Origin of the sequence: Chamaesiphon sp. (genome assembly GCF_041737865.1) — a bacterium.
Taxonomy (GTDB): domain Bacteria; phylum Cyanobacteriota; class Cyanobacteriia; order Cyanobacteriales; family Chamaesiphonaceae; genus Chamaesiphon.
This window is the reverse complement of record NZ_JBGSQZ010000108.1, coordinates 1-21,251: the sequence shown is the minus strand read 5'-3', so window position 1 is coordinate 21,251 and position 21,251 is coordinate 1. Positions and strand designations below refer to the sequence as shown.

Sequence of the window (21,251 nt, the reverse complement as noted above, 5' to 3'; positions counted from 1 at the left end):
TCCTGTTAATTGGGCTATTTTCTTTACTTGGATTGTCACTTTGGTTCGTCGCGCTGGCATTCGGACTGTCCCACAAGCTTTGCGTTTATGGGCTAATCAAGTTGATACTGCTTTTTCTTTCCTTGTATGAAACCACCCTGCTTCGAGTGCCAGAATTGGGGTTTCCAATTCGGTATATGGGTCATCTTCATGATGAAATTTCTTTAGCTCTACTATATTCTGCGGTGGATGTCTTTGTTGCACCCTCTCGACAAGATAATCTCCCCAATACTGTCGTGGAGGCGATCGCCTGTGGTACACCAACTGTTGCTTTTAAAATTGGCGGGATGCCAGATCTGATTCAGCATCAAGTTTCTGGTTATTTAGCACTACCTGATGATGTTAAAGATTTGGCAAGAGGGATTGAGTGGGTGCTCGAACAACAACCATTCATTACACCAGATATTTAGGGCTTGCTGAAGATCTCAGCAAGCCAATCACTGCAAGGGTTTTGAGCCTTTTTCTAGAAATTAAGTGCAAGGTTTTGACGTTGAAAGGCTCAAAACCCTTGCACTATTGGTACTGATTATCGAAAAGCTGATCCAACATTTTTCAGATGGCTAATCTTGCTCATTGTTGTTTTTGCTTTGTATATTGGTTCGTTCATATCTGGTTTCAATTTAAGAATTTCCGTAATCTTTTTTTGTTTACCTGGGTTCTTTTACATACTCCCGCTAAAGTCAGGCAAGCTTGACGGGCAAGCAAATATCTACACTTATATCCTCTGCTTATCTATTTTATTGAGATTAATCTACTTTTTTAATAATCTCATTACTTCATATCAGGTTGAAAATTATCTGACTTTTTGGGGAAGAGAAACATTGACAACACCAATCACGGGAGCATCTCACCAATCACTGGCTACATCGAGTTTTTCTTCAAATGCTTGGTTAGCGGACTTAGACTTATCTAAAAATACTACATTAATAGATTTCAATAAATTTTAAAAACTATTCTATTTTTATTATTAGCCTAGTACTTCATGAGAAATTGTTTAGTCTCAATCGTTACGATTTCAAGAAATAATTATCAAAGTTTATTCAAAACATTGGAATCAGTCAAGGATCAAGACTATCTGGAGATAGAACATATTATTATCGATGGAGATTCTAACGATGGAAGTAAAGATCTCTTAGAGTTATATTCTCATTCCAAGCAATATACTTATATCTCGGAACCAGATCGGGGTATATCTAGTGCTTTTAATAAAGGCTTAGAAAAAAGTAATGGCGATCTAATCTTCTTCTTGAATTCTGGTGATATTTTTTTTGCTAATAACGTTGTTTCTGAAATTGTTGAAAGCTATCTAACTCATAAATGACAATGTGCTATTGGCACAACTGTTACTACAAGTTTGGTGGGAGAACCGATCTTCTATTGTCCCCTGCAACTTTCTTCAATTTTTCTGAAATACTTTATGTTTTTACCGCATCAGGGATTTTTCTGCGAAACATCATTACATAAAAAGTATAGCTATGAAGAATCCATAAAAACTTCTATGGACTACGAGTTATTTCTGAGAATGCTCAAGGATATTCCAATATTTTATCTGCCATTTGTTATATCGAATCGAGAACCAGGTGGAGTCTCTAGTCAGACAAGCAAACGAATTGAAGAACAGTCACGGATCCGAATTAAGTACGCTACAGGCATATATGAATTAGCTCTGATTAGGATGATCAATTTGCTCATACTTGCCAAGAGTCGTCTAAAAATCGACTCGCCATTTAAAGCTAAAATTTGTAATATTTAACATGCACTTAATATATATATTTGTACCTAAAAACAATAATTTAAGACATACCTCAGACTCTTTGGATAAAGCATTGAAATTATCTACTGATATCAGTTGCTATCGATCGATAAAGATAAGTCATATAACTTGGAGAATAATTATAGACTTAATTAAAAAAGCTAGTAGATTAACAAAAGGAGAGAGCATATCACTATTCGTTTTATCAATTCAATTAGATTATCTATTGCTGACGATCGTACTCAAGCTACTATCCAAAATATTTTCCAAGCAGGCGATTGTATATTATTTGATGCACGAGCCTCGATATGAAAAGGGTAGAGTTAATCCGATCGATGCAAATTTAATCTATTTATATAATTTACTACTGGGTAATTTTGCCGATCGGATTTTATTGCCGAGCAATGAGGCTTTAAATAAAGCTAAAACCTTTCTCGATCCTAGTAAGTTTGAGCGCGTGAATCTAAGTTTTGTTTCTATTCCAGAGCAGATACTAGCTGATAATTTAATCGAACTAAAAAATAATTGGAATCGGCTGAAAACTTTTTCATTACTTGGTACTGCTGCTAAAGATAAAAACCCCCAAGGCTTCGTATTGCCAGCTAATATTACCGATCGACAGTATTCAGGAAAAACTAGATTCATTCGGGCTGGTCGCGATCGAGATGTGAATGTTGAATATAATGAGGAGATCGTAACTACATTTCCTGGATACATGACGGATAGTGGTAAAAGATTTTTATTTGGAATGACACACTTTATTGTGGTTCCTTACTTTTTTTCAACTCAGAGTGGAGTTATTGCCGAAGCATTAAGTCATGGTAAGATCTTGATTGTCAATGATATCCCAGTATTCTCCACTCTTAAAGGGCTAGACTTTGTATTTATCATCGATTTCAGCAATGAAGATTCTATATCAAAATGTGTCGATAATTTATTCAATATGGATTGGATTGATTATGAGCAGCGATATTGGAAGGCGATCGAATATTTTCAAAATAATTTCTCAGAACTCTATTTATCAAAATCAATAACTAATATCATCCAGTCATCTACTAATTAATTATTTTATCAAGAAAATTATATTACCTCAATTTAGTTACAGCTTATGCGCCGTGTGTTATTTATTGCTCCTAGAATACCTTTCCTCCTCATGCAGGGAGATAGAATAATTTGTTATCATCGCTTGCAAAGCCTAAGTACAAAATATGCTATTACTCTAGTGACTTTCTATCAGTCACAGGCAGAGTTAGAGAATATTAAGATCCTTTCAGGCTTTTGTGAGGAAATTTATCCTATTTATTTACCTAAGTGGAAATCATTACTCAATTGTGTGATGTGCCTATTCGATCGAGATACGCCTTTTCAGGTTGTTTACTATAAATCAAAACAGTTGCAGTTAAAATTGGATGAGCTAACTTCTCGCCAAGATTTCGAGCTAGCTCATTATTTTTTATTGAGAGTTGCTGATTACCAAGTACCTGAAAATATTACAAAAATTATTGAATTAATAGATTCAATGCAGCTCAATTTTAGCTCAAGAATTGCCGTGGAGCAAAATATCATTATGAAGCTAATCTTAAAGATGGAACTAAATAGGGTGACTGATTATGAAATTAATATAATCGATCGATTTCGGAAATCTATTCTGGTTTCTAGAAAGGATGCAGACTTTATCGGCACTTCACAAAAAATAGAAATTATTCCAGTTGTCATAAATACCAATACTTTTAAACCATCTACAACCACTCGAAGTAAGTCTATAGTTAAAATAATCTTCTCTGGTCGAATGGCTTACGATCCTAATATTTGTGCTGTGCTATGGTTTGTAAATAACTGTTGGGATCGGATACATCAAGCTTTTCCAACCACCAAATTTATCGTAGCTGGAGCTGATGCTACAGCAGAAATCATTAATCTAGGTAATGCTCGTAACATCGAGATCTCTGGTTACGTCGAGTCAATGATAGACACTATCTCCCAAGCAGATATTGCCATAGTTCCCATGCAGTCAGGCTCTGGGATGCAAGTTAAAATTTTGGAAGCGATGGGCTGTGGTTTGCCAATCGTCACGACAACACTAGGACTAGGTGTAATTGAAGCTATTGATGGTCAAAGTGTCATGGTTGCTGATACTGTAGATGAATTTGTTGCTGCTGTGACTAGCTTAATTCAAGACGAAGACAAAAGAAAAGAAATAGGAGCTAATGGACGTAAATTAGTTGAATCAAACCATAGTTGGTCGAGTGCATCGACCAAAATAGAATCAATTTACAAAAATGTTATTGGCGATCGATGATTTAAATACACAATTTTTAGCTAATATCTACCATCTGCGGCGTATTAGTCGCTCCTTTTGAAGGATTTGATGTTGGCATCTCAATAATTTTACCGATGATAAGTTCGATCGTATTTGAATCAAAAATCACTTTATTATAAGTATGAAGTTCGATAGACGTAAACTTTTTGGCTTGATTACTGGCTTATTTTTATCGAAGATCGGTAGTATCGGCAGTAGTCTAGCACAAAAAAAATATATAAGTATCGATCGCCAGCGAAGTTTACCTTTTTGGGTGGGTTGGTACGATCGGATGAAAAATTCATCCCTTGCTGCGAAAGTGTATGCTAAAGGTATTAACTTGTTAATGCCTTATGTCGGAGACGTAAAAAAGGAAGATATTCAATTATTTCTGGATAAATCTAATAAAGTCGGCGTAAAAGTTTTATTGGAGATTCATCGACCTTTAGTCGAATCAGGGAATATTGCAGCCATAAAAGACTTTGTTTGCACTTATAAAAATCATCCTGCTGTATATGCTTGATATCTTTATGACGAACCAGAAATTAAAAAACCTACTCCATTATCGCCACAATTCTTAGAACAAGTATCCAAAGCCATCAAGGATGAAGATAAATCTAAGCCAGTGGCATTAGTTTTTGCCGATCCTTATAAAATAGAGCCTTTTGTGAATGCAATGGATATAGTGATGTGGGATCGATATCCTTGTTTGAGGGGGGAGCCAGAATTTCAATGGGTTCTAGCTTACCGAAGAGATTCCTACAAAGTTCTTTCGCTCGCCGATCTTCACAAGCAGAAATTTTACAATGTCTTGCAAGCATCTAATGAAAAACAGTCAACAAAACGACTACCAAGTATTGGTGAACTTCGCTGTATGTTCTACTTGTCAGTTTTGGCAGGATCTGATGGTTTACTATTTTGGATGTATGAGTTGTCGGTAAATTCATGGAATGAGTCCACACTTTATCCTACTATTATAGAATCTAGGAAATATATACCTGCCATTATTAAAGGCAAGGATCTCAGCAGTACGTTGAGAGTCAGTAATTTAGATGTAGAAGTAAAGTTATTTTCTATTCCTAATACAAAAAAATATCTAGCGATCGCCATTAATCACGATCGGGTTCAAACTACGCTAACGGTGAAGTTCGATCGGAAGTTTGCTGGTAAAAAAGTCACTACCGATCGATCTAAAACTAAGATAAGACTATCTACTGATGCAAGCTTTAGCACTCTCTTGAAACCATATGAAGTCCTAATCTGTAAAATTGATTAGGACAAGATGCTTTAGCCGCTGCCGCTATTACTTACATGTCGATCGAATTTATACTGGCTCAGATGCGATCGACGTTTATTTTGCTAGTTCGCTATTAAACTCATTAAAACTGCGTCTTTTGAGTTCAACTGAGTCCTTCCGTGGTAAAAGATCGAAGACTTCCCGTAAGGTATCATCCACTTTTTCAAATGACATTTGACCCGCTCGATCGAGTCGAATTTTACCCTGCTTATCAAAGATCACAGTTTGGGGAACTGTACCACCATAATAGTATCCTGCTTCCGTGCTTGAATACTGACGATGTGCGGTTGATGATTTATCATCGAGTGCCAGACTATCTACAGTTACGGGAATAAAACTAGCTGCTTTGCCATAGTAAGCCTGAAGTTGAGAGATAACAGTTGAATATTTCTTACAGTCACTACTATCATCGACATAAAAAACTAACATCGCTGGTTTATTAGCTTTCAAAGAGTCGGCTAACGAAATTTTTGCTGGTACGAGCGAACCGTTGCCAGCATACAGCACAAAAACATTACCATCATATCGATCGTCATCAATTCCGGCTAGAGCTGGATCTAATAATCCCCACGAACAAACAAAAATTAAGATTGCAGTTACTAACGATCGCCACACAGATTTAAAGTAATTAGATAGCATTTTTGACGGATAATTTAGTTAAATATAGTTGTTAAAATCAAATCTAAAGCGATCGAGACGATCGAACTTAGAATGAGCATAGGAGGTATTTCAACCTAAATTCTAGCTCGGATAAATCCTCCTCCTACTCTCAACTATCAACCGATCTCACGGCTTCTAACATCCGCGAGAAATAGACACTTCTTTTACTAATTGCCGAACGCTTGATGGTAAAGCCCTGCGCTTCCAAAATCTGCGTCACATCTACTTCACGGTGGAGATAAGAGCGGGTAGCTTTGCTTGCGCCAGGAAAGAAACTACCAATCTTTTTGAGTACCGATAGCCAAGGAGTTTTGGGTGCAAAACTGAGAATCAGCCGCGATTGGGCTGTCGATGCGAGGTGAGCAATCATTTCAGCAGCTTTGGATTGGGGGTAGTGAATCAACACATCCAGACAGACAACTGTATCGTAACTACCACTAAGGCTTTCGAGATCTTGAACGCTAAAGCTGGGATTATCATTATTGCCCAGCACTTCAGCCGCGCGTTCTTTAGCTTCCCCAACCATTTTCTCAGAAATATCACTCGCACTAACGATCGCACCAGCAGTCGCCAGCGGAATGCTCAAACTCCCCACCCCACAGCCTGCGTCACAGATGGATAAGCCATCTAGGTTACGATCTGCTTCCAACCACTCTAACAAGGTGTCCACCGTCTGTTGATGCCCGATGCGGACATCAAGCTGGATCTTATTTACTTCACCATCGCCATAAATCCGCTTCCAACGATCGAATCCCGTATTGTTAAAATATTCTTTAACTATTGCCTTGTCGTCTACTACATCCATCGAAATTCAGGTGTCAAAAAATTATGGCTATCGGTAGACAACTATAGCAGGCGATCGGGGGTGTCGGGTAGGGTCGAGAGGTCGAAAAATCCTGGGTTAAGCTACCGATATAATGCCTACGATTGTGTCTTGTCTCGCTAAACCCTCGGGGAACCCGTAGACGTTGGCGAAGCCTCCTCTAAGGAACTTAACCTAGAATTAGCTCACAGCAAGGATCTGTAGGTTGGGTTGAAGAATGAAACTAAGGCACACCCAACCATAGTTTCTTTCATCCATTAGACGACGTTTACGTCGGCTCAGTTGCTCCGTAGGAGATACGAAGCGAGGCGTGTCGTAGACGGAGCGCGAGCCGCAAATCGTGGCTGATGATGCCCAGTCCGCCTACGCGACTATCAAAGCTAGGTTGATGTAGGGTGTGTTAGGCTGCTGCCGCATGAGCACCACAATCGATACCCAAGGATTTGATTAAGGATCGCTATAGTTTATTAGTCCGCGTAGGCAGGCTTTTGCCGCGAGCGGCAACAACCGGACTTTGCACTCCGTTCGCGTAGCGTCTGCCTTGCAGAGGAGTGGTTTCAACCATTTTGAATGTAGGTAGCTCGACTATCGGCGTCGCCAGAAATCGATATTTTTAAGTTCGCTCTATTTCGATCGATAGAGAATACATGTGAAATATTAGCTCCAGAGATCTATCTATTGATTGATGTATTTAGAATAGGATTTGAAGTACACCTGAATAACTGGCTCAACTAAAAATTTAACACCACAGTAATTAATCAGCAAGTATCCCGATCCATAAATAGCTTTGATATCCATGAAAACATAGCTAGAGGACACGCAAATGGAAGCAAAACTGGTAGTAACTCAGTCATCTAATTCGATCGCTCCCAGCCAGCGGGAAATTGAAACCTTATCGGTACCAGCTTTCTCGTTTACCAGCCTAATGGTAGTCTCAGCGATTGGTGTTGCGATTTATGCTTATATTTTCAAACGAAGCGATCGAGCGTTAGCATTAAAACAGTCTCAAGAAATTATGTGCCGTCGCTGCGAATTTTTTAGCGATAATCACTATTTAAAATGTACTCTTCATCCCACCACAGTCTTGACAGCACAAGCAATTAATTGCCGAGATTGCCGACTAAAGAGCCAAGCAAAATGGCTCGGCAAAATCAAAGGCATACTGCAGAGCCTTTACAGCTTTTTTAATAAATAAATTACCTATAAATAACAATTTAATCATATTTATTATGCCAGGAACCCTTTTATGAAGCCAGATTATCTGATCGTCGGTAGTGGTTTATCAGCATTGACCTTTGGTGCGCTGATGGCACACTCTGGAAAGACAGTGCAAGTCCTCGAAGCTCACGAGCATCCAGGTGGCTTTGGTCATACATTTACGATGGCGAAAAAGTATACGTTCAATGCCCAATTCCACTATGTTTGGGACTGCGGTGAAGGGCAAACTGTCAATCGCGTCCTCAAAAAACTGGGCTTGGAAAAAGACGTCACGTTCGAGCGTTACGACCCCGATGGTTTCGACCACATGCGGATGCCCGGATATGCGATCGATATTCCCTCAGAGCCAGAAGAACTAATTCAGCGATTGTCAAACCTATTTCCAGAACATGCTCAGGGTATTCGGCAATTTGTAAATGAAGTCGAGAAAACTGGTGCAGGTATGAAAATACTCGCGCCGCCGATCGATCCTATCGAAGTACTCAAACATCCCCAGGCAGCCTTCTCTACCGTCCAAAATCTCAACAACACCCTTCAGGACGTATTTGACAAATTTCGGTTGCCGCAAGCCGCGCAGACCCTTTTAGCTCTGCAATGGTTGGACTTTTTACTGCCACCAGATCGGCTCTCCTTCTTTGCTTGGGTCGCACTATTCCGAGGCTATCAAGCTGGGGCATTTTATCCCACCCAACACTTTGAGGATGTGATTAATTCGTTGGTCAAAGTCATCGAATCACATGGGGGACAGGTATTACTAAACCAGGAAGTCACCAATTTTCGACTTACAGACAAAACGGTGACGGGAGTTGAAGCCATGAACCTCATCACCCATCAAACAGCGGAATTTACAGGCGATACAGTAATTTGTAATATCGACCCTCAAAGAGCAGCCAAGATGATTGGTGAGGAAAAGTTTTCCAAAACTGTGCGCCGAAAACTCGACTATGAATATTCGGCATCCAACTACATGGTCTATTGTGTCGTCAAAGATCTCGACCTGCGCGACTATGGATTTGGGAAGTGGAATCTCTTTCATACCGGACATCAAAATCTCAATGAAGCCTTCGCGCAGATGTACGATCGCCAGGACTACTCCAACCCGAGTTTTGCCATCACCACACCCACGCTGATGACATCCGCCAGTCGAGACTGTCCCGAAGACTGCCAGATTGTCGAATTTCTGACTGTTGCTAATTATGACTACTTCAAGCAACTCCGCGATCGCGATCCCAAAGCTTACAGGCAGAAAAAACAAGAGATTTTAGATACCATCCTAGATATCGTCGAAAAGCACTATGTACCGAATTTTAGAAAGCACATGGTCTTTGATATTACAGGTAGCCCCACCACTAACGAGCGTTATTGCTGGTGTCCTGAGGGGAATTCCTATGGCTCCATTCTCACCCCCAGCAACATGGGTTTGGGACGACTAAATCATCAGACTTCACTGGAGCGGTTTTATTTTTGCAATGCTTCGTCTGGCTATCCAGGCTTTGCGCCGACGATTTGGACGGGGGCACTACTCTATCAGCGATTATCTGGAGATGTAATTTTAGGCAGCGGCTGAGGAAGACAAGTCGATCGAGTAATAAGTAATAAACTCACATCTTGCACCAATACCTCAGGACTAGATAACAGCAGAGATCTAAGGGTACCCATGAAGCGGCGTTTTTATGCGGGGGTTCCCCCCGCATAAAAAAACGACAAGACAGGGCACCCCTACACAATTAACCTGTAGGGGTGCCCTGGATCTCTGCCAATCGCTAATATTTTTATACGTTAATAAGTAATAAGTTCCATCAATAATTAATTGAGAGGATTAATATGAAAATCGCTGTGATTGGCGGTGGAGCCAGTGGAATGGCTACTGCTTACCTACTCGATCGACAAGGGCATCACGTCACTGTATTTGAACGACAACCCATCCTCGGCGGACATATTCGGACACTCAACAAAAATGTCCAACCGAACCAGTCAGACTGCGCTGAAATTTTGGAAAGTGGCGTCCTCGAATTTCCGACGGCATTTACAGACTTCATTGCCTTGATGCAAGAGCTAGAGGTAGAACTAGAACCCGTCAGTATCGGTTCAGCAATGTTTTTTAAAGATGGTAGTAGCTTATTGTCAGGAGTGGCGATCGATAATAACGTCATCGGCATCCAACGCATCATCAAACATTTACGCCTCGATACCCTGTATGCTCGCTCCGCAGGACTATGGCTAAAAACCCAATTTGCTGACAGCAGAGCTTTCGCCAATCGACCGCTATCGGCATACCTCAGCAGCCCATGTACTCGCAATACCTGGCTCAAATTGATGGTGATGTATAGCTATTCAATCCCATTTGAACTGATTGATGATTTCCCCGCAGAGCTGGCGATTCCGATGTTACGCGCCTATATTGCCGTCAACTGGGTGAGAGTTAAAGGCGGCGTGTATACTTACATCAAAAAAATTCTGAGTAAATTTAGGGGTGATGTGCTGCTCAATGTCGAAATCGATCGCATTGTCAGAAGTCCCGATGCTGTCAAAATTGCCCACTCTACAGGCGAACAGGAATTCGATCGAGTCGTATTTGCGACACCACCAGACCAAGTAATAGCACTTTTAGCCGATCCGACGGCTGCTGAAATCAAACGGTTTTCGGCATGGAAAGCCAATCACGTCACTAGCATCGTTCACAATGATGATGCTATGTACGATCGCTATGGCATCCATACACCATCAGAATTTGATTTCTTCCAGACACAGGCTCAATGGGGATATAACGGATATCTCAATCAGCTTGGCGACATCCCATCGCCACCACATTATTTCCTATCCTATCAACTAGAAGAGCTAATCGATCGCGATCGGATCGTTCATATCCAAACACACCATACCCCGCTTTATACCACTGAATCCTTCCGCTATCGAGATGAGGTGGTGGCTACTAACGGCGAGAACAATACCTACCATGCGGGAGCCTATCTTGGCGATGGCTTGCATGGTGGAGCGATCTCCTCCGCTGTTCGAGTCGCTCGACTAATTGGATCGAGCCTAGAGCCTATTTCTTCGCTCGAACCCAAACGGGAGCTAATTTCGACGACCAGGATAGCAATTAGCTTAGATAAAAGCTAGTAGTGTCAGCAGTTCTAGCTTTTATTACCGAGCCGATCGACTCCATATAGATCGATCGATCCTGTCAGTATTATTAGTACATTTTCGCTCGATTCTCCTGAGGGAGAGGCTACCCTTCGACAGAGCTTCACAAGCGTTGCCCGTGAAACTACGATCTTGAGAAGATCTAGCTTGAAGTCTATCCATTGAGTGATTTATTCATCGAACTGTTTCATGTATGCTAATTGGAGTAATTACTTGCTCAAATTAAATTAGATATTAATCACCCAAGAGTAGGGCTAAAATTTTGTCGAGCATACAATCTTATATTTAGACCTTGAGTAGATCGATAACTATCAAAGTTATTGCGCTCCAAAAACGGTTTCGGAATCGATCGCCTCGAACGAATCGAACTACCCACGCCTCATGCCCAGTCTCAATCGATCGGAATCTAGAGGAAATACATGAATCTTAAATATGTCTATACGAGATTGAATGTCCAAGACTATGTAGCCTGCAAGCTGTTCTACCAAAACGTTTTAGGCTTTAAAGTCTCCTCTGCTAACGATGCCGAAGAATATGCCGAGCTGGATGCAGGCGAAACTAAAATTACGCTGCTCAATCGAGCGAGGTTGAAAGATTACATCGACCCGATTGAGAATTTAACCTACAATCCTGATGATGCCAAGATCGCCTTAACTTTTGCCGTGCCAAATTTGGATGAAGCAATCGCCCAGTTGCAGTCCAAAGGTATTCGGATGGTGAGCAATCCTTGGCAACGTCCTGAAGACGACGGGCTGGCTGGTGGCATTCTCACCGCCTGTTTTCGGGATCCAGACGGTAATTTAATCGAACTCGAACAATTCCTAAGTTAATTAGCATTAAGGAGCCAAAATGAACATACTAATGGTACTGACATCACACGATAAACTTGGTAATACGGGCAAAAAAACTGGTTTCTGGCTCGAAGAATTCGCTGCGCCCTATTATGCGTTTAAAGATGCTGGGGCAGTTATTAGCCTAGCTTCACCGCTGGGTGGGCCGCCGCCGCTCGATCCCAAGAGCGATACCCCAGATGCTCAGACAAAAGACACACAACGTTTTAAGACAGATCCCGCCACTCAAGACGTTCTCGCACATACGCTGAAATTGAGCGAGATTGCTGCTGGCGATTTCGATGCGGTATTTTATCCTGGTGGACATGGCCCGCTCTGGGACTTGGCTGAAGATAAATCCTCGATCGCCTTAATTGAAGCCACACTAGCAGCAGGTAAACCGATCGCTTTAGTTTGTCACGCGCCAGGAGTGCTGCGTCATGTCAAAGCAGCCAACGGCGATCCTGTGGTGCAAGGTAAAGCAGTCACAGGCTTTACCAATACCGAGGAGCAGGCGGCTGGATTGACCGAGATTGTCCCTTTTCTGGTCGAAGACATGCTCCGCATGAATGGGGGAAATTATGCCAAAGTAGCAGACTGGCAGCCCTATGTTCTCAAAGATGGGCTACTGATTACTGGGCAAAACCCAGCATCTTCTGAGTTAGCCGCCAAGGAACTGCTCTATCGGCTTTCGATCGCTACTCCCTAATATTTTGGTACCATGCCAAGCCACCATCAGTGCAGTCTTAGGTGTTTAGTGAATAGTGGATGATTTTTGGTACCGATAGGTAAGTTCTCAAGTTATGTTCATCAGTTGTTATGTTTTGATGCAAGATGTGAGTTTTATCTAAGCAAATAATCTGCGGGACCAACTAAGATTTCTAATCGAGATTAATGCGACTGCAACCACTCCAAGATCGCTGGATTGACAATTTCTGGATACTCATCATGGGGACAGTGCCCTGCATTGGGGATAGAAACGACTCGAATGGGTTTGCCTGTGGTGGCGAGTTCTCGATAGACAGTGGCTCCTTTAATCGGTGTCCAGGGGTCGTTTTCGCCCCATAATACTAGCAGCGGTTTGGTGACTTGAGGCAATAACGACTCTGGAGTCGGCCCTGGGGGTGCGCTGAGAATTGAGGCAAAAACCGCTTGTGCGCCTGGGTCGCAAGCAGGTTCATAAATAATGTCGATTAGTTCGTCGGTGACGGCTTCGCGGCGCGGATAGACCTGATAGAGACTACTGCGGATGCGGGATTTCTGGCGGACTCGATCGAAGATAAATTTACCGAAGGCTGGGGATGCGACAATGTTGGTAAAGATGCCCATCACGTTCCGTAGCAGGAAATTCAGTTCATCAGGGCGATGATTCAATCCACCCGCACAATTAATCAATATTCCACCCGCACTAATTTCGGGGTGATGTGCTACCAACATTAGACTGAGTAAAGCACCGATCGAGTTACCGACAAATACCGTCGGTTGGTTGATATACTCATGCCAGAAGTCTACGACCAATTCCTCCCACAGTTCCATACTGTAGTCGATGAGAGCTTTATCAGAGCCACCAAATCCCAATAGATCGATCGCATATACCTGATAGCCACCCGCAGCGAATACGGGGATATTCTTGCGCCAATGATCGATCGACGCACCAAAGCCATGAATGAGAAACAGCGGCTGACCCTCACCTGTAACTGTATATTTAATCTGGTGTCCGCGCCAGTTCCAGGTGCGTTTGTTGGTGCTACGGATGGATGTCAGGGATGGTGTCGCGGTCATGAATAATGTGGGAGTATGGCTACTACTCGATCTTAGTAAAAATTTTTGGAGAAGGAAAGGTACGGTTGCCGATGGTGAATAGTGAATGGTGAATCATGAGATCTCTCGTTCCGAGTTGATGTAGGGTGCGTTACGGCTGAAGCCTAACGCACCACGATCGATACCCAAGTCTGATGTAGGATTGCTATAGCAGGATCGATCGAGTCAATATTCCTAACATGGTAGCTTTGACTTAATACATAATCGCGATTTAATATTCACTTTAATATTTAAGCGAATGGCTTTTGGTTCGTGAGGGCTATGTATCCTTTACCTAACTTTTGGATAAAAGCACTAAACTGATTTTTATCATCTTCATCAGCAAATAAATTTGCGAGCGAGCGTAATTTATCTAAACTCGTACGAGATTCTTCATTGCCGATCATTTCTAGTCCTTGACTGTTTAATATTTTAGCTAAGGCTGGATAGGATAAAGAGTCATAATGAAGCCACGTTTCCTTCCAAATAATTCTTTGACTTGTAAAAGCTACCCCTTGTTTAGCATCATTCAATATACTGGTATCTATTAACGCAACTACTGTCTCCTTATCATCAGGTTCTAACCAGCTTTTATAGGCATTAACGAGTAAATTGAGAGGTAATTGAGGTGCGATAAATACTTCAGCTAGTTTATATTGACTATCGATTTTATTAGTAATCAATCCAGCTAAAGATTCTGGTTGCGGAGCTGTTATTAAAACATATGTTTTAGCCTCTAACTCTTCAAGTACTCCCTGGTTTCTTTGTTTATTAAGATCGAGTAACGACCAAATCACGTAGGCTCCCCCCAATGCAACTGCGGCGGTTCCGCCTGTCATGACACTCAAACCACCCAATGCAGTCATCGTGGTAGTAATCGCCGCCGCACCTGATAAAGAACCTGCTACCCCTGTAGCTGTAGCCGCTGTCCACGCCAGAAAAGCTACCCCACCAGCGACAACTGTACCCCCGCCCATTGCGATACCGAGATTTTTGAAATCTTCTCCATCCATCTGGGCTAGTAACCCAAACGAAACAACCCCAGCAGCACCAATTAATGCAGCCCCACCAGTAACAACGGCTAAACCGCCTAACATCCCTAACCCACCTGCGGCGACAGAGCCACCACCCAACCAAGCTAGAGTCGCATTAGTGGCTGCGGCTCCAGTCAAGCTAGCAATCGAAACTCCAGTTCCGGCTTCTAAACCCGCCGCAGAAAGTAATGTTGTAGTGCTGGGGACGAGAGCTGAGGCATTTTGACTAGCTTGTCTTATTCCTTGTTGTAAGTCGTGACTTCGATCGACGGCAATTAGGATATTATTAGCTAAATTCTCATCTCCAGCTAAACTTTGCTCGCGAGCTTCTTTGTAGACAACTTGAGCATTAGCGGGCAAGTTTGAACTAGTGTAGATAAATAGATCGAGTGCTGCTCCCATCGTAGGATCTAGATCTTTTTTGCCCTCTCTGACTTGTTGATAGGTAGCTAAATACTGTTGTTTTTCTGCATCGTCTAATTTATTGCTACTGTCGATCGATTGTAGAATTAGATAATCTACAGTAATTGCTCTGGACAAGGTGCTACCGTAGGTGTAAGTTTGCTTGAAAGCCTCTGATAGATTAGAGTCAAGGACGATCGAATTAAGTTGTGTAAGTGCTTTAAAGTCAGGAATAGGTTGACCAGCTTTAATCGATTCTAATGTACCGAGTAGTAGTTTGCTATCTGATTTATTTACTGCTCGATCGATTACTTGGCTAATTTGTACCCATCGAGAGTTATTGCTAGCAATTTCATAGCGTTGGCGAAGATCTGGACTGAGGTTGGAAGATGTCAAAACTAGATAATCAAGTAGTTCTAGTGTTGGTATATCCTTGACAATTTTACAATCTTCAATTTCTTCGTATACGGATTTACATTTACTTTTACTCGATGTAGATATAAATTGAGTCTGGTCAATTTCATCATAAATCTTAGCTGCTATTCTTGAGTTAGTATCATACAAAGTGCGAATATTAAATTCAATTCCATTCTGTTCGATCTTTGTATTGTCTTGAATTCTTTGAGGTATTTTTAAAGAAAATGAAATACCTGAATACAGCATGACATCTCGATCGCCTCCTTCTCTTGCAGTTAAGAAAGGTATCGAAACTAGATATTTTTCGGCAACTTTATTACTTTCATTGGCACCAGCAGGAAGAGAAAAGATCGAGTCTTTAATTACCAAGCTGGCAGTGGCGATCGTGATTTGCTGCAAAAAATTACGACGGCTATAATTCGATGTCATTTGAAGATACTCTATATTTGCAGCGAACAGATAATAACTTTCAAATATACACAGCTATTCAGTGTCACCGATCGCACACGATCGTCTGTGTATATTCACTCTTTTATATTTTATGCTTTTATCTAGAGATCGACCACAGTAGATTCACTTAGTAAAATAATATCGATCGACCACAGTAGATCCACCTAGTAAAATAATGTCGATCGATTGGGATAAAATTAGAGCAGTAACTGAGGTTTCCAATTAATCGATCGATCGCTAAAATTGGTATAGATATCGTCCAAATCAACCAAATAACTGACTAGTAACAATCGCTAAATCTGAAAAGATCGAATCGGTAACAATCTGCGCCCCCATATAGGTAATCGGTGCAGCATCAGGATAAAATACCGTCAAGCTCTGGACACTAGGATCTACTATCCACACTCGCAATACACCACCTGTGAGATAACTGCTAGCTTTTTGAGCCATCTGTCCGAAAGTCTGCCCTGGTGAAATAATTTCGACGACTAATTCTGGTGCGACGGGACAAGCGGCATTTTCTTGCCAAGTAAATGGCAACCTGTCGAATGAGACATAAAGTAAGTCTGGTACTGGTGTAAAATCATCACTAAGATCGACCGCCCATTCAATCCCGACTCGACCGAAACTATTACCCCAAGCTGTTAAAACCGTAAAGATTGTACCAGTAGATCGAGAGTGAAAGTATTTGGGAGACATTTTCTCAACGGCAATTCCATCAATTAGTTCGTAAGTCCGATCCGTAGCATCTGAGATCGCCCAAAATTCTGCTTTAGTAAGTTTTTTTGTAGAGGTGTTTATCATGTATCACCATCAAATCGTAGCTTTAATTTAACATATTCTCAGATAGAGTCGGCTATTGTTATCGAAGCTTTTAAAGCAGCCTAGGGGTTTAAATACCCCACCTTGAGAGGGTGGATTATGGTACCGATTTGAGAAATAAATTATCATTTTTTAGCTCATAGTTAGTTTGTGGATGTGGATTGACGATCGGAGCCGATCGGATTGGCTCTAAAGATCGATCGTGTCCCCAGCTTCAATGATAAAATTTGGGTTTGAACTACTCCTTAGCGTCACCCTCTCTCCTAGAGCATCGTAATTATGAATACACCCGTTTATCCCGTCCGCTGGCAAGACAATCGCGTCCTGCTGATCGATCAAAATCGGTTGCCGAATGAATATACGCATGTAGAAATCAGTCGGGTGGAAGATATGGCTCAAGCCATATCGACGATGATTGTCAGAGGTGCCCCAGCGATTGGGGTGGCGGCTGCGTATGGGATGTATTTGGGTGCTAGAGAGATTCGGACTACAGATCGGGACGAATTTTTGATGCAGCTCATCGAGATTGGTCGGATGCTCAGAGCGACGCGCCCGACGGCGGTAAACTTGTTTTGGGCGATCGATCGCATGGAGGATACCGCCCGTAATTGGAGCGGGAGTGTGGCTGAGATGAGTGGGCAATTACTGATTGCCGCTCAAAAAATCAATGCTGAAGATATCGAAACTTGTCAAGCGATCGGTGCTCACGGGTTGATGGTATTACCCAGTAGTCCAGAGCGGCTATGTTTACTCACTCATTGCAATGCTGGTGCCCTGGCAACGGCTGGTTATGGTACTGCGCTTGGGGTGGTACGTTCGGCATGGACGCAGGGGCGATTGGCGCGTCTGTATGCCGATGAGACTCGTCCGCGACTGCAAGGGGCGAAACTTACCAGTTGGGAGTGCGTCCAAGAGGGAATTCCGGTGACGGTAATTGCGGATAGTATGGCGGCGCACTGTATGAAACAGGGCTTAATTGATGCGGTGGTGGTTGGTGCCGATCGCATTACCGCCAATGGCGATACAGCCAATAAAATTGGTACCTACAGTCTGGCTCTGATCGCCAAAGCCCATCAGATTCCATTTTTTGTAGCGGCACCACGATCGACTATTGATTTTAGCCTTAGCGATGGTAGTTTGATTCCGATCGAGGAACGCCATCCGTCGGAGCTGTATCAAATTGGTGAAACTATTATTTGTCCCCCTGGTGTTGAGTTTTATAATCCGGCTTTTGATGTGACTCCAGCCCATTTGATTCAGGCAATTATTACTGAATTTGGCGCATTCTCGCCAGCAGAAATTATCGATCTCAAACATATTTCTGTTTAATCTCGATCTCTCAGCTCGGTCAAACTAGATCGAGTCCTGATTGTCAAGCAGAAAATGGCGTAAATTATTCCAGCAGTTTGTCAAGTGTGCTGCTGAGAGAATCGGCTCATTAATGTGTAAGATCGGCAGAGTGGCGATCGGTAAGTAGTAAACTTTGAATAATATCCAAGTGAATAGTAGGAGTATACGCACGGTGAATCCGATCGGATCTACTCTTCAACAGCGTTATCAGATCCTGGAGCAATTAGGACAGAAGGGATCGGTAACTACTTATCTAGCGATCGATCTTCGAGTTCCTGGCAACCTCCAACTCAAGTGTGTAATTCACCGTTATGAGCTAAACGATCCAGCCCCAGGTAGTGCTGACTGGGATCGAGCGGTACTTTCAGCCCAGAGTCTATATTCATTGAGTCGTCGAGTTAATTCCCCACAGGAGCGGCTGTGCCAAAGACTGCCGATGATGTATGGGTATTTTGCCCAAGCGGACGCATTTTACATCGTCAGAGAATTTATAGCGGGAGTCGCGCTAGAGCAAGAACTATCACCACGAGTGTGGACTCAATCGCAAGTAGTGATGTTACTGAAAGAGTTATTGGAAGTCTTGCGCGATCTCGATCGAGATGAGATGAGCAACTCGCCGATACTACTGTCTCAGCTCGTCCGGCGCACTCCCGATCGCCAACTAGTATTAATTAATTTGCCAATGGCGATTGGTGCGCCCCAACCACCACAGCCTGCCGAGCTACTACCACCCTGGCGCGATCTGCGGATGGTAGGTGAAATTACCATCGCTGCTGCGATCGGGATTGCAGGATCGGAGCTACCATTAACCGCCAGCCACTACGCACAATGGTCAAAATCATCTCAAGTCAACCATCCTGAATTAATCGCCATTATCGATCGATTAGTTACTACCGCAGCAGATCGCTACCCATCGATAACCGCCGCTTGGCAGGCGGTAGTGGGTACGATCCCTCAACTGCTGGTTCATCAGCCGCGTGCTGATACTCGCGTGGAGATCGCTCGACACGTTCGACTATATGTCGATCGTGGTACGGGATTCTATGAGGTTGGGGATTGTCAACAAGCGATCGCGGCTTACGATCTGGCTTTGTCGCTCGATCCTCAGTGTGTTGATGCCTATTGTGGGAGGGGAAATGCTCGCCGTTATCTGGGCGATTATCCAGGCTCCTGGGATGATTTTGAGACAGCAGTGCAGCTCGATCCCGATCGAGGAGTTGCCTACATCGGGCGGGGACTAGCAGACAGCTTTGGGCACGATCCCGTCGATCCGAGTGCTGATTTTGAACGTGGCAAAAACTTACTCGCCGCTCCCGCAAATCCGATCGAGTATGTGATGCGGGGTACGGCAAAAGCGCAGCTCCAAGACTCTCAAGGAGCGATCGAGGATTATACTACGGCGATCGCTATCAATCCGCGACTAGTCCTCGCTTACAATAATCGGGGCAATTTACGGCAGCATTTGGGAGATATGGACGGTGCTTTAGCAGATTTTAGTCTGGTATTGAAAATCGACTCCCGCTCGGCGATCGGTTATAACAATCGCGCGATTATTTATACCCATATCGGTCAATTTTCCGCCGCAATTGCCGACTATGCCAAAGCGATCGAAATTCAGCCCAATTTTGTCAGTGTTTATAACAATCTCGGTAATAATTACTGTCAAATGGGGGAACATGCATTAGCGATCCTCCAATATAGCAAAGCGATTGGCTTAGATCCAGAGTTTGCTGTCGCCTACAGCAATCGGGCAAATGTGTACCGGATTCAGGGCGATCTAATTACAGCTCTAGCCGACTACGATCGAGCCATCAGTCTCGATTCTAACTTGGTAATTGCCTACTACAATCGTGGGATTTGCCATCGTCAGCACGGCAATCATCAAGCAGCGATCGATAGCTATACTCAAACTCTCGCGCTCGATCCTCAATATTTTTACGCCTATTACCATCGCGCGAATGCACGTCAGTACTTGGGAGATCGGCGTGGGGCGATCGCTGATTATACCCAGACGATCTACTTCGATCCCCACCATCTCCACGCTTATTACAATCGCGCGATCTCCCGCAGTGAAATTAGCGATCCTCAAGGAGCGATCGAAGATCTCGATCGCGCGATCGAGTTGAACCCATCATTTATGTTGGCATATTATCAACGTGGGCGAGTATTATCGATGAGTCACGAATATCGAGATGCGATCGCCGATTATCACAGCGCGATCGACTTAAATCCAGATTTTCTCGATGCTTATTATCACAGAGGATGCAGCTATCAGAGCCTGGGAGATCTGTCTGCTGCACGAGCAGATTTTAGTCACTGTATCGATATCGATCCCAATTATGCCCCCGCTTATTACCAACGGGGCAAAATTCATAGTCGCCTTGGCGATCGTCCTGGAGCCATTAGCGATTATCATCATGCTGCCAATCTCTATCTCGATCGTGGCGATAGCAAAACTTATCAGCAGATGCTCCAGATGCTCGATCGGTTAGCAGGTAGGGGTTAAATTAATTGATAATTGATAGTTGATAATTGATAATTGACAGCAACCGCCAAGGCGATGAGGACAGCGATTGTGTCTTGTCGCGCTAAACCTGGAGGACACCTCCAGAGCGCGCGCCGCAAATCGCTGCTCGGAATGCAAAGTCCGCCTAAAGCTGTACTAACATGTCCTCACCGATATGGCGACTATAGCTAGAAAAAATTAAGTCAACTAGCTGAAGTCGGTTTATTGCTGTCCGAATAAAATAGAGACAACTGCAACAACTGAGCTAAATAGGGCTTGCTGAATTAGTCCCTGATGCTGTTCTAAAGACTGAACTCCTTGCTAAAAAATGGTTTTGTTGCAAATATTCTCACTCGATCGCCAGATTCAAGCGATCGAGTGCAAGGGTTTTGAGCCTTTCAACGTCA

19 protein-coding genes are annotated in these 21,251 nt (G+C 43.0%); 13 read left to right on the top strand and 6 right to left on the bottom strand.

All coding sequences use genetic code 11. The features are described 5' to 3' along the window. The 6 genes from ACEW9J_RS07745 to ACEW9J_RS07720 all read left to right on the top strand — a co-directional run. Positions 1-449, top strand: a 449-nt coding sequence (locus tag ACEW9J_RS07745) for a glycosyltransferase (protein ID WP_373544557.1), incomplete at its 5' end; no start/stop codon positions are given. A 572-nt stretch (positions 450-1,021) separates the two neighbouring features. Next, on the top strand, positions 1,022-1,360 hold the full coding sequence (locus ACEW9J_RS07740; protein ID WP_373544556.1) for a glycosyltransferase: 339 nt from the start codon (positions 1,022-1,024) through the stop codon (positions 1,358-1,360). Between the two features lie 658 nt (positions 1,361-2,018). Further along, on the top strand, positions 2,019-2,855 hold the full coding sequence (locus tag ACEW9J_RS07735; protein WP_373544555.1) for a glycosyltransferase: 837 nt from the start codon (positions 2,019-2,021) through the stop codon (positions 2,853-2,855). A 45-nt stretch (positions 2,856-2,900) separates the two neighbouring features. Further along, positions 2,901-4,091: a glycosyltransferase family 4 protein gene (locus ACEW9J_RS07730; protein WP_373544554.1), complete on the top strand. Its 1,191-nt coding sequence runs from the start codon at positions 2,901-2,903 to the stop codon at positions 4,089-4,091. A 142-nt stretch (positions 4,092-4,233) separates the two neighbouring features. Continuing rightward, positions 4,234-4,614, top strand: coding sequence for a hypothetical protein (locus ACEW9J_RS07725; RefSeq protein WP_373544553.1), 381 nt, complete (start codon positions 4,234-4,236; stop codon positions 4,612-4,614). 102 nt (positions 4,615-4,716) lie between these two features. Next, positions 4,717-5,367: a hypothetical protein gene (locus ACEW9J_RS07720; RefSeq protein WP_373544552.1), complete on the top strand. Its 651-nt coding sequence runs from the start codon at positions 4,717-4,719 to the stop codon at positions 5,365-5,367. A gap of 75 nt (positions 5,368-5,442) precedes the next feature. On the opposite strand, the gene ACEW9J_RS07715 is transcribed toward ACEW9J_RS07720, so the two are convergent. Beyond that, on the bottom strand, positions 5,443-6,027 hold the full coding sequence (locus tag ACEW9J_RS07715; RefSeq protein ID WP_373544551.1) for a thylakoid membrane photosystem I accumulation factor: 585 nt from the start codon (positions 6,025-6,027) through the stop codon (positions 5,443-5,445). 130 nt (positions 6,028-6,157) lie between these two features. After that, positions 6,158-6,853 (bottom strand): magnesium protoporphyrin IX methyltransferase, encoded by a 696-nt coding sequence (bchM, locus tag ACEW9J_RS07710; RefSeq protein ID WP_373544550.1) that lies wholly within the window; start codon positions 6,851-6,853, stop codon positions 6,158-6,160. A gap of 841 nt (positions 6,854-7,694) precedes the next feature. Here bchM and ACEW9J_RS07705 point away from each other — a divergent pair. The 5 genes from ACEW9J_RS07705 to ACEW9J_RS07685 all read left to right on the top strand — a co-directional run bounded on the left by ACEW9J_RS07705 (position 7,695) and on the right by ACEW9J_RS07685 (position 12,772). Then, positions 7,695-8,066, top strand: a complete 372-nt coding sequence (locus ACEW9J_RS07705) for a hypothetical protein (protein ID WP_373544549.1) — start codon at positions 7,695-7,697, stop codon at positions 8,064-8,066. A 51-nt stretch (positions 8,067-8,117) separates the two neighbouring features. Further along, positions 8,118-9,656, top strand: coding sequence for a phytoene desaturase family protein (locus ACEW9J_RS07700; RefSeq protein ID WP_373544548.1), 1,539 nt, complete (start codon positions 8,118-8,120; stop codon positions 9,654-9,656). A gap of 257 nt (positions 9,657-9,913) precedes the next feature. Then, a complete protein-coding gene (locus ACEW9J_RS07695) occupies positions 9,914-11,209 on the top strand; it encodes an FAD-dependent oxidoreductase (RefSeq protein ID WP_373544547.1) in 1,296 nt (431 codons plus the stop codon). A 443-nt stretch (positions 11,210-11,652) separates the two neighbouring features. After that, entirely contained in the window at positions 11,653-12,063 is a 411-nt protein-coding gene (locus tag ACEW9J_RS07690; protein WP_373544546.1) for a VOC family protein, read from the top strand. A 19-nt stretch (positions 12,064-12,082) separates the two neighbouring features. Beyond that, positions 12,083-12,772, top strand: a complete 690-nt coding sequence (locus ACEW9J_RS07685; protein ID WP_373544545.1) for a type 1 glutamine amidotransferase domain-containing protein — start codon at positions 12,083-12,085, stop codon at positions 12,770-12,772. A 182-nt stretch (positions 12,773-12,954) separates the two neighbouring features. On the opposite strand, the gene ACEW9J_RS07680 is transcribed toward ACEW9J_RS07685, so the two are convergent. The 3 genes from ACEW9J_RS07680 to ACEW9J_RS07670 form a co-directional block, all read right to left on the bottom strand. Next, a complete protein-coding gene (locus tag ACEW9J_RS07680) occupies positions 12,955-13,845 on the bottom strand; it encodes an alpha/beta fold hydrolase (RefSeq protein WP_373544544.1) in 891 nt (296 codons plus the stop codon). 269 nt (positions 13,846-14,114) lie between these two features. Next, on the bottom strand, positions 14,115-16,145 hold the full coding sequence (locus ACEW9J_RS07675) for a hypothetical protein (protein WP_373544543.1): 2,031 nt from the start codon (positions 16,143-16,145) through the stop codon (positions 14,115-14,117). Positions 16,146-16,430: 285 nt separating this feature from the next. Further along, the gene (locus tag ACEW9J_RS07670) at positions 16,431-16,970 is read right to left on the bottom strand and encodes a Uma2 family endonuclease (RefSeq protein ID WP_373544542.1); all 540 of its coding nucleotides are present in this window, start codon (positions 16,968-16,970) and stop codon (positions 16,431-16,433) included. A gap of 297 nt (positions 16,971-17,267) precedes the next feature. Between ACEW9J_RS07670 and mtnA the strand changes: the two genes are divergently transcribed. Next, positions 17,268-18,317: an S-methyl-5-thioribose-1-phosphate isomerase gene (gene mtnA, locus ACEW9J_RS07665; RefSeq protein ID WP_373544541.1), complete on the top strand. Its 1,050-nt coding sequence runs from the start codon at positions 17,268-17,270 to the stop codon at positions 18,315-18,317. Positions 18,318-18,341: 24 nt separating this feature from the next. Here mtnA and ACEW9J_RS07660 read toward each other — a convergent pair whose 3' ends face one another. Next, positions 18,342-18,509 (bottom strand): hypothetical protein, encoded by a 168-nt coding sequence (locus ACEW9J_RS07660; RefSeq protein ID WP_373544540.1) that lies wholly within the window; start codon positions 18,507-18,509, stop codon positions 18,342-18,344. A 1-nt stretch (position 18,510) separates the two neighbouring features. Here ACEW9J_RS07660 and ACEW9J_RS07655 point away from each other — a divergent pair, with 1 nt between their 5' ends. Further along, a complete protein-coding gene (locus ACEW9J_RS07655) occupies positions 18,511-20,844 on the top strand; it encodes a tetratricopeptide repeat protein (RefSeq protein WP_373544539.1) in 2,334 nt (777 codons plus the stop codon). The last annotated feature ends 407 nt before the right edge of the window (positions 20,845-21,251 follow it).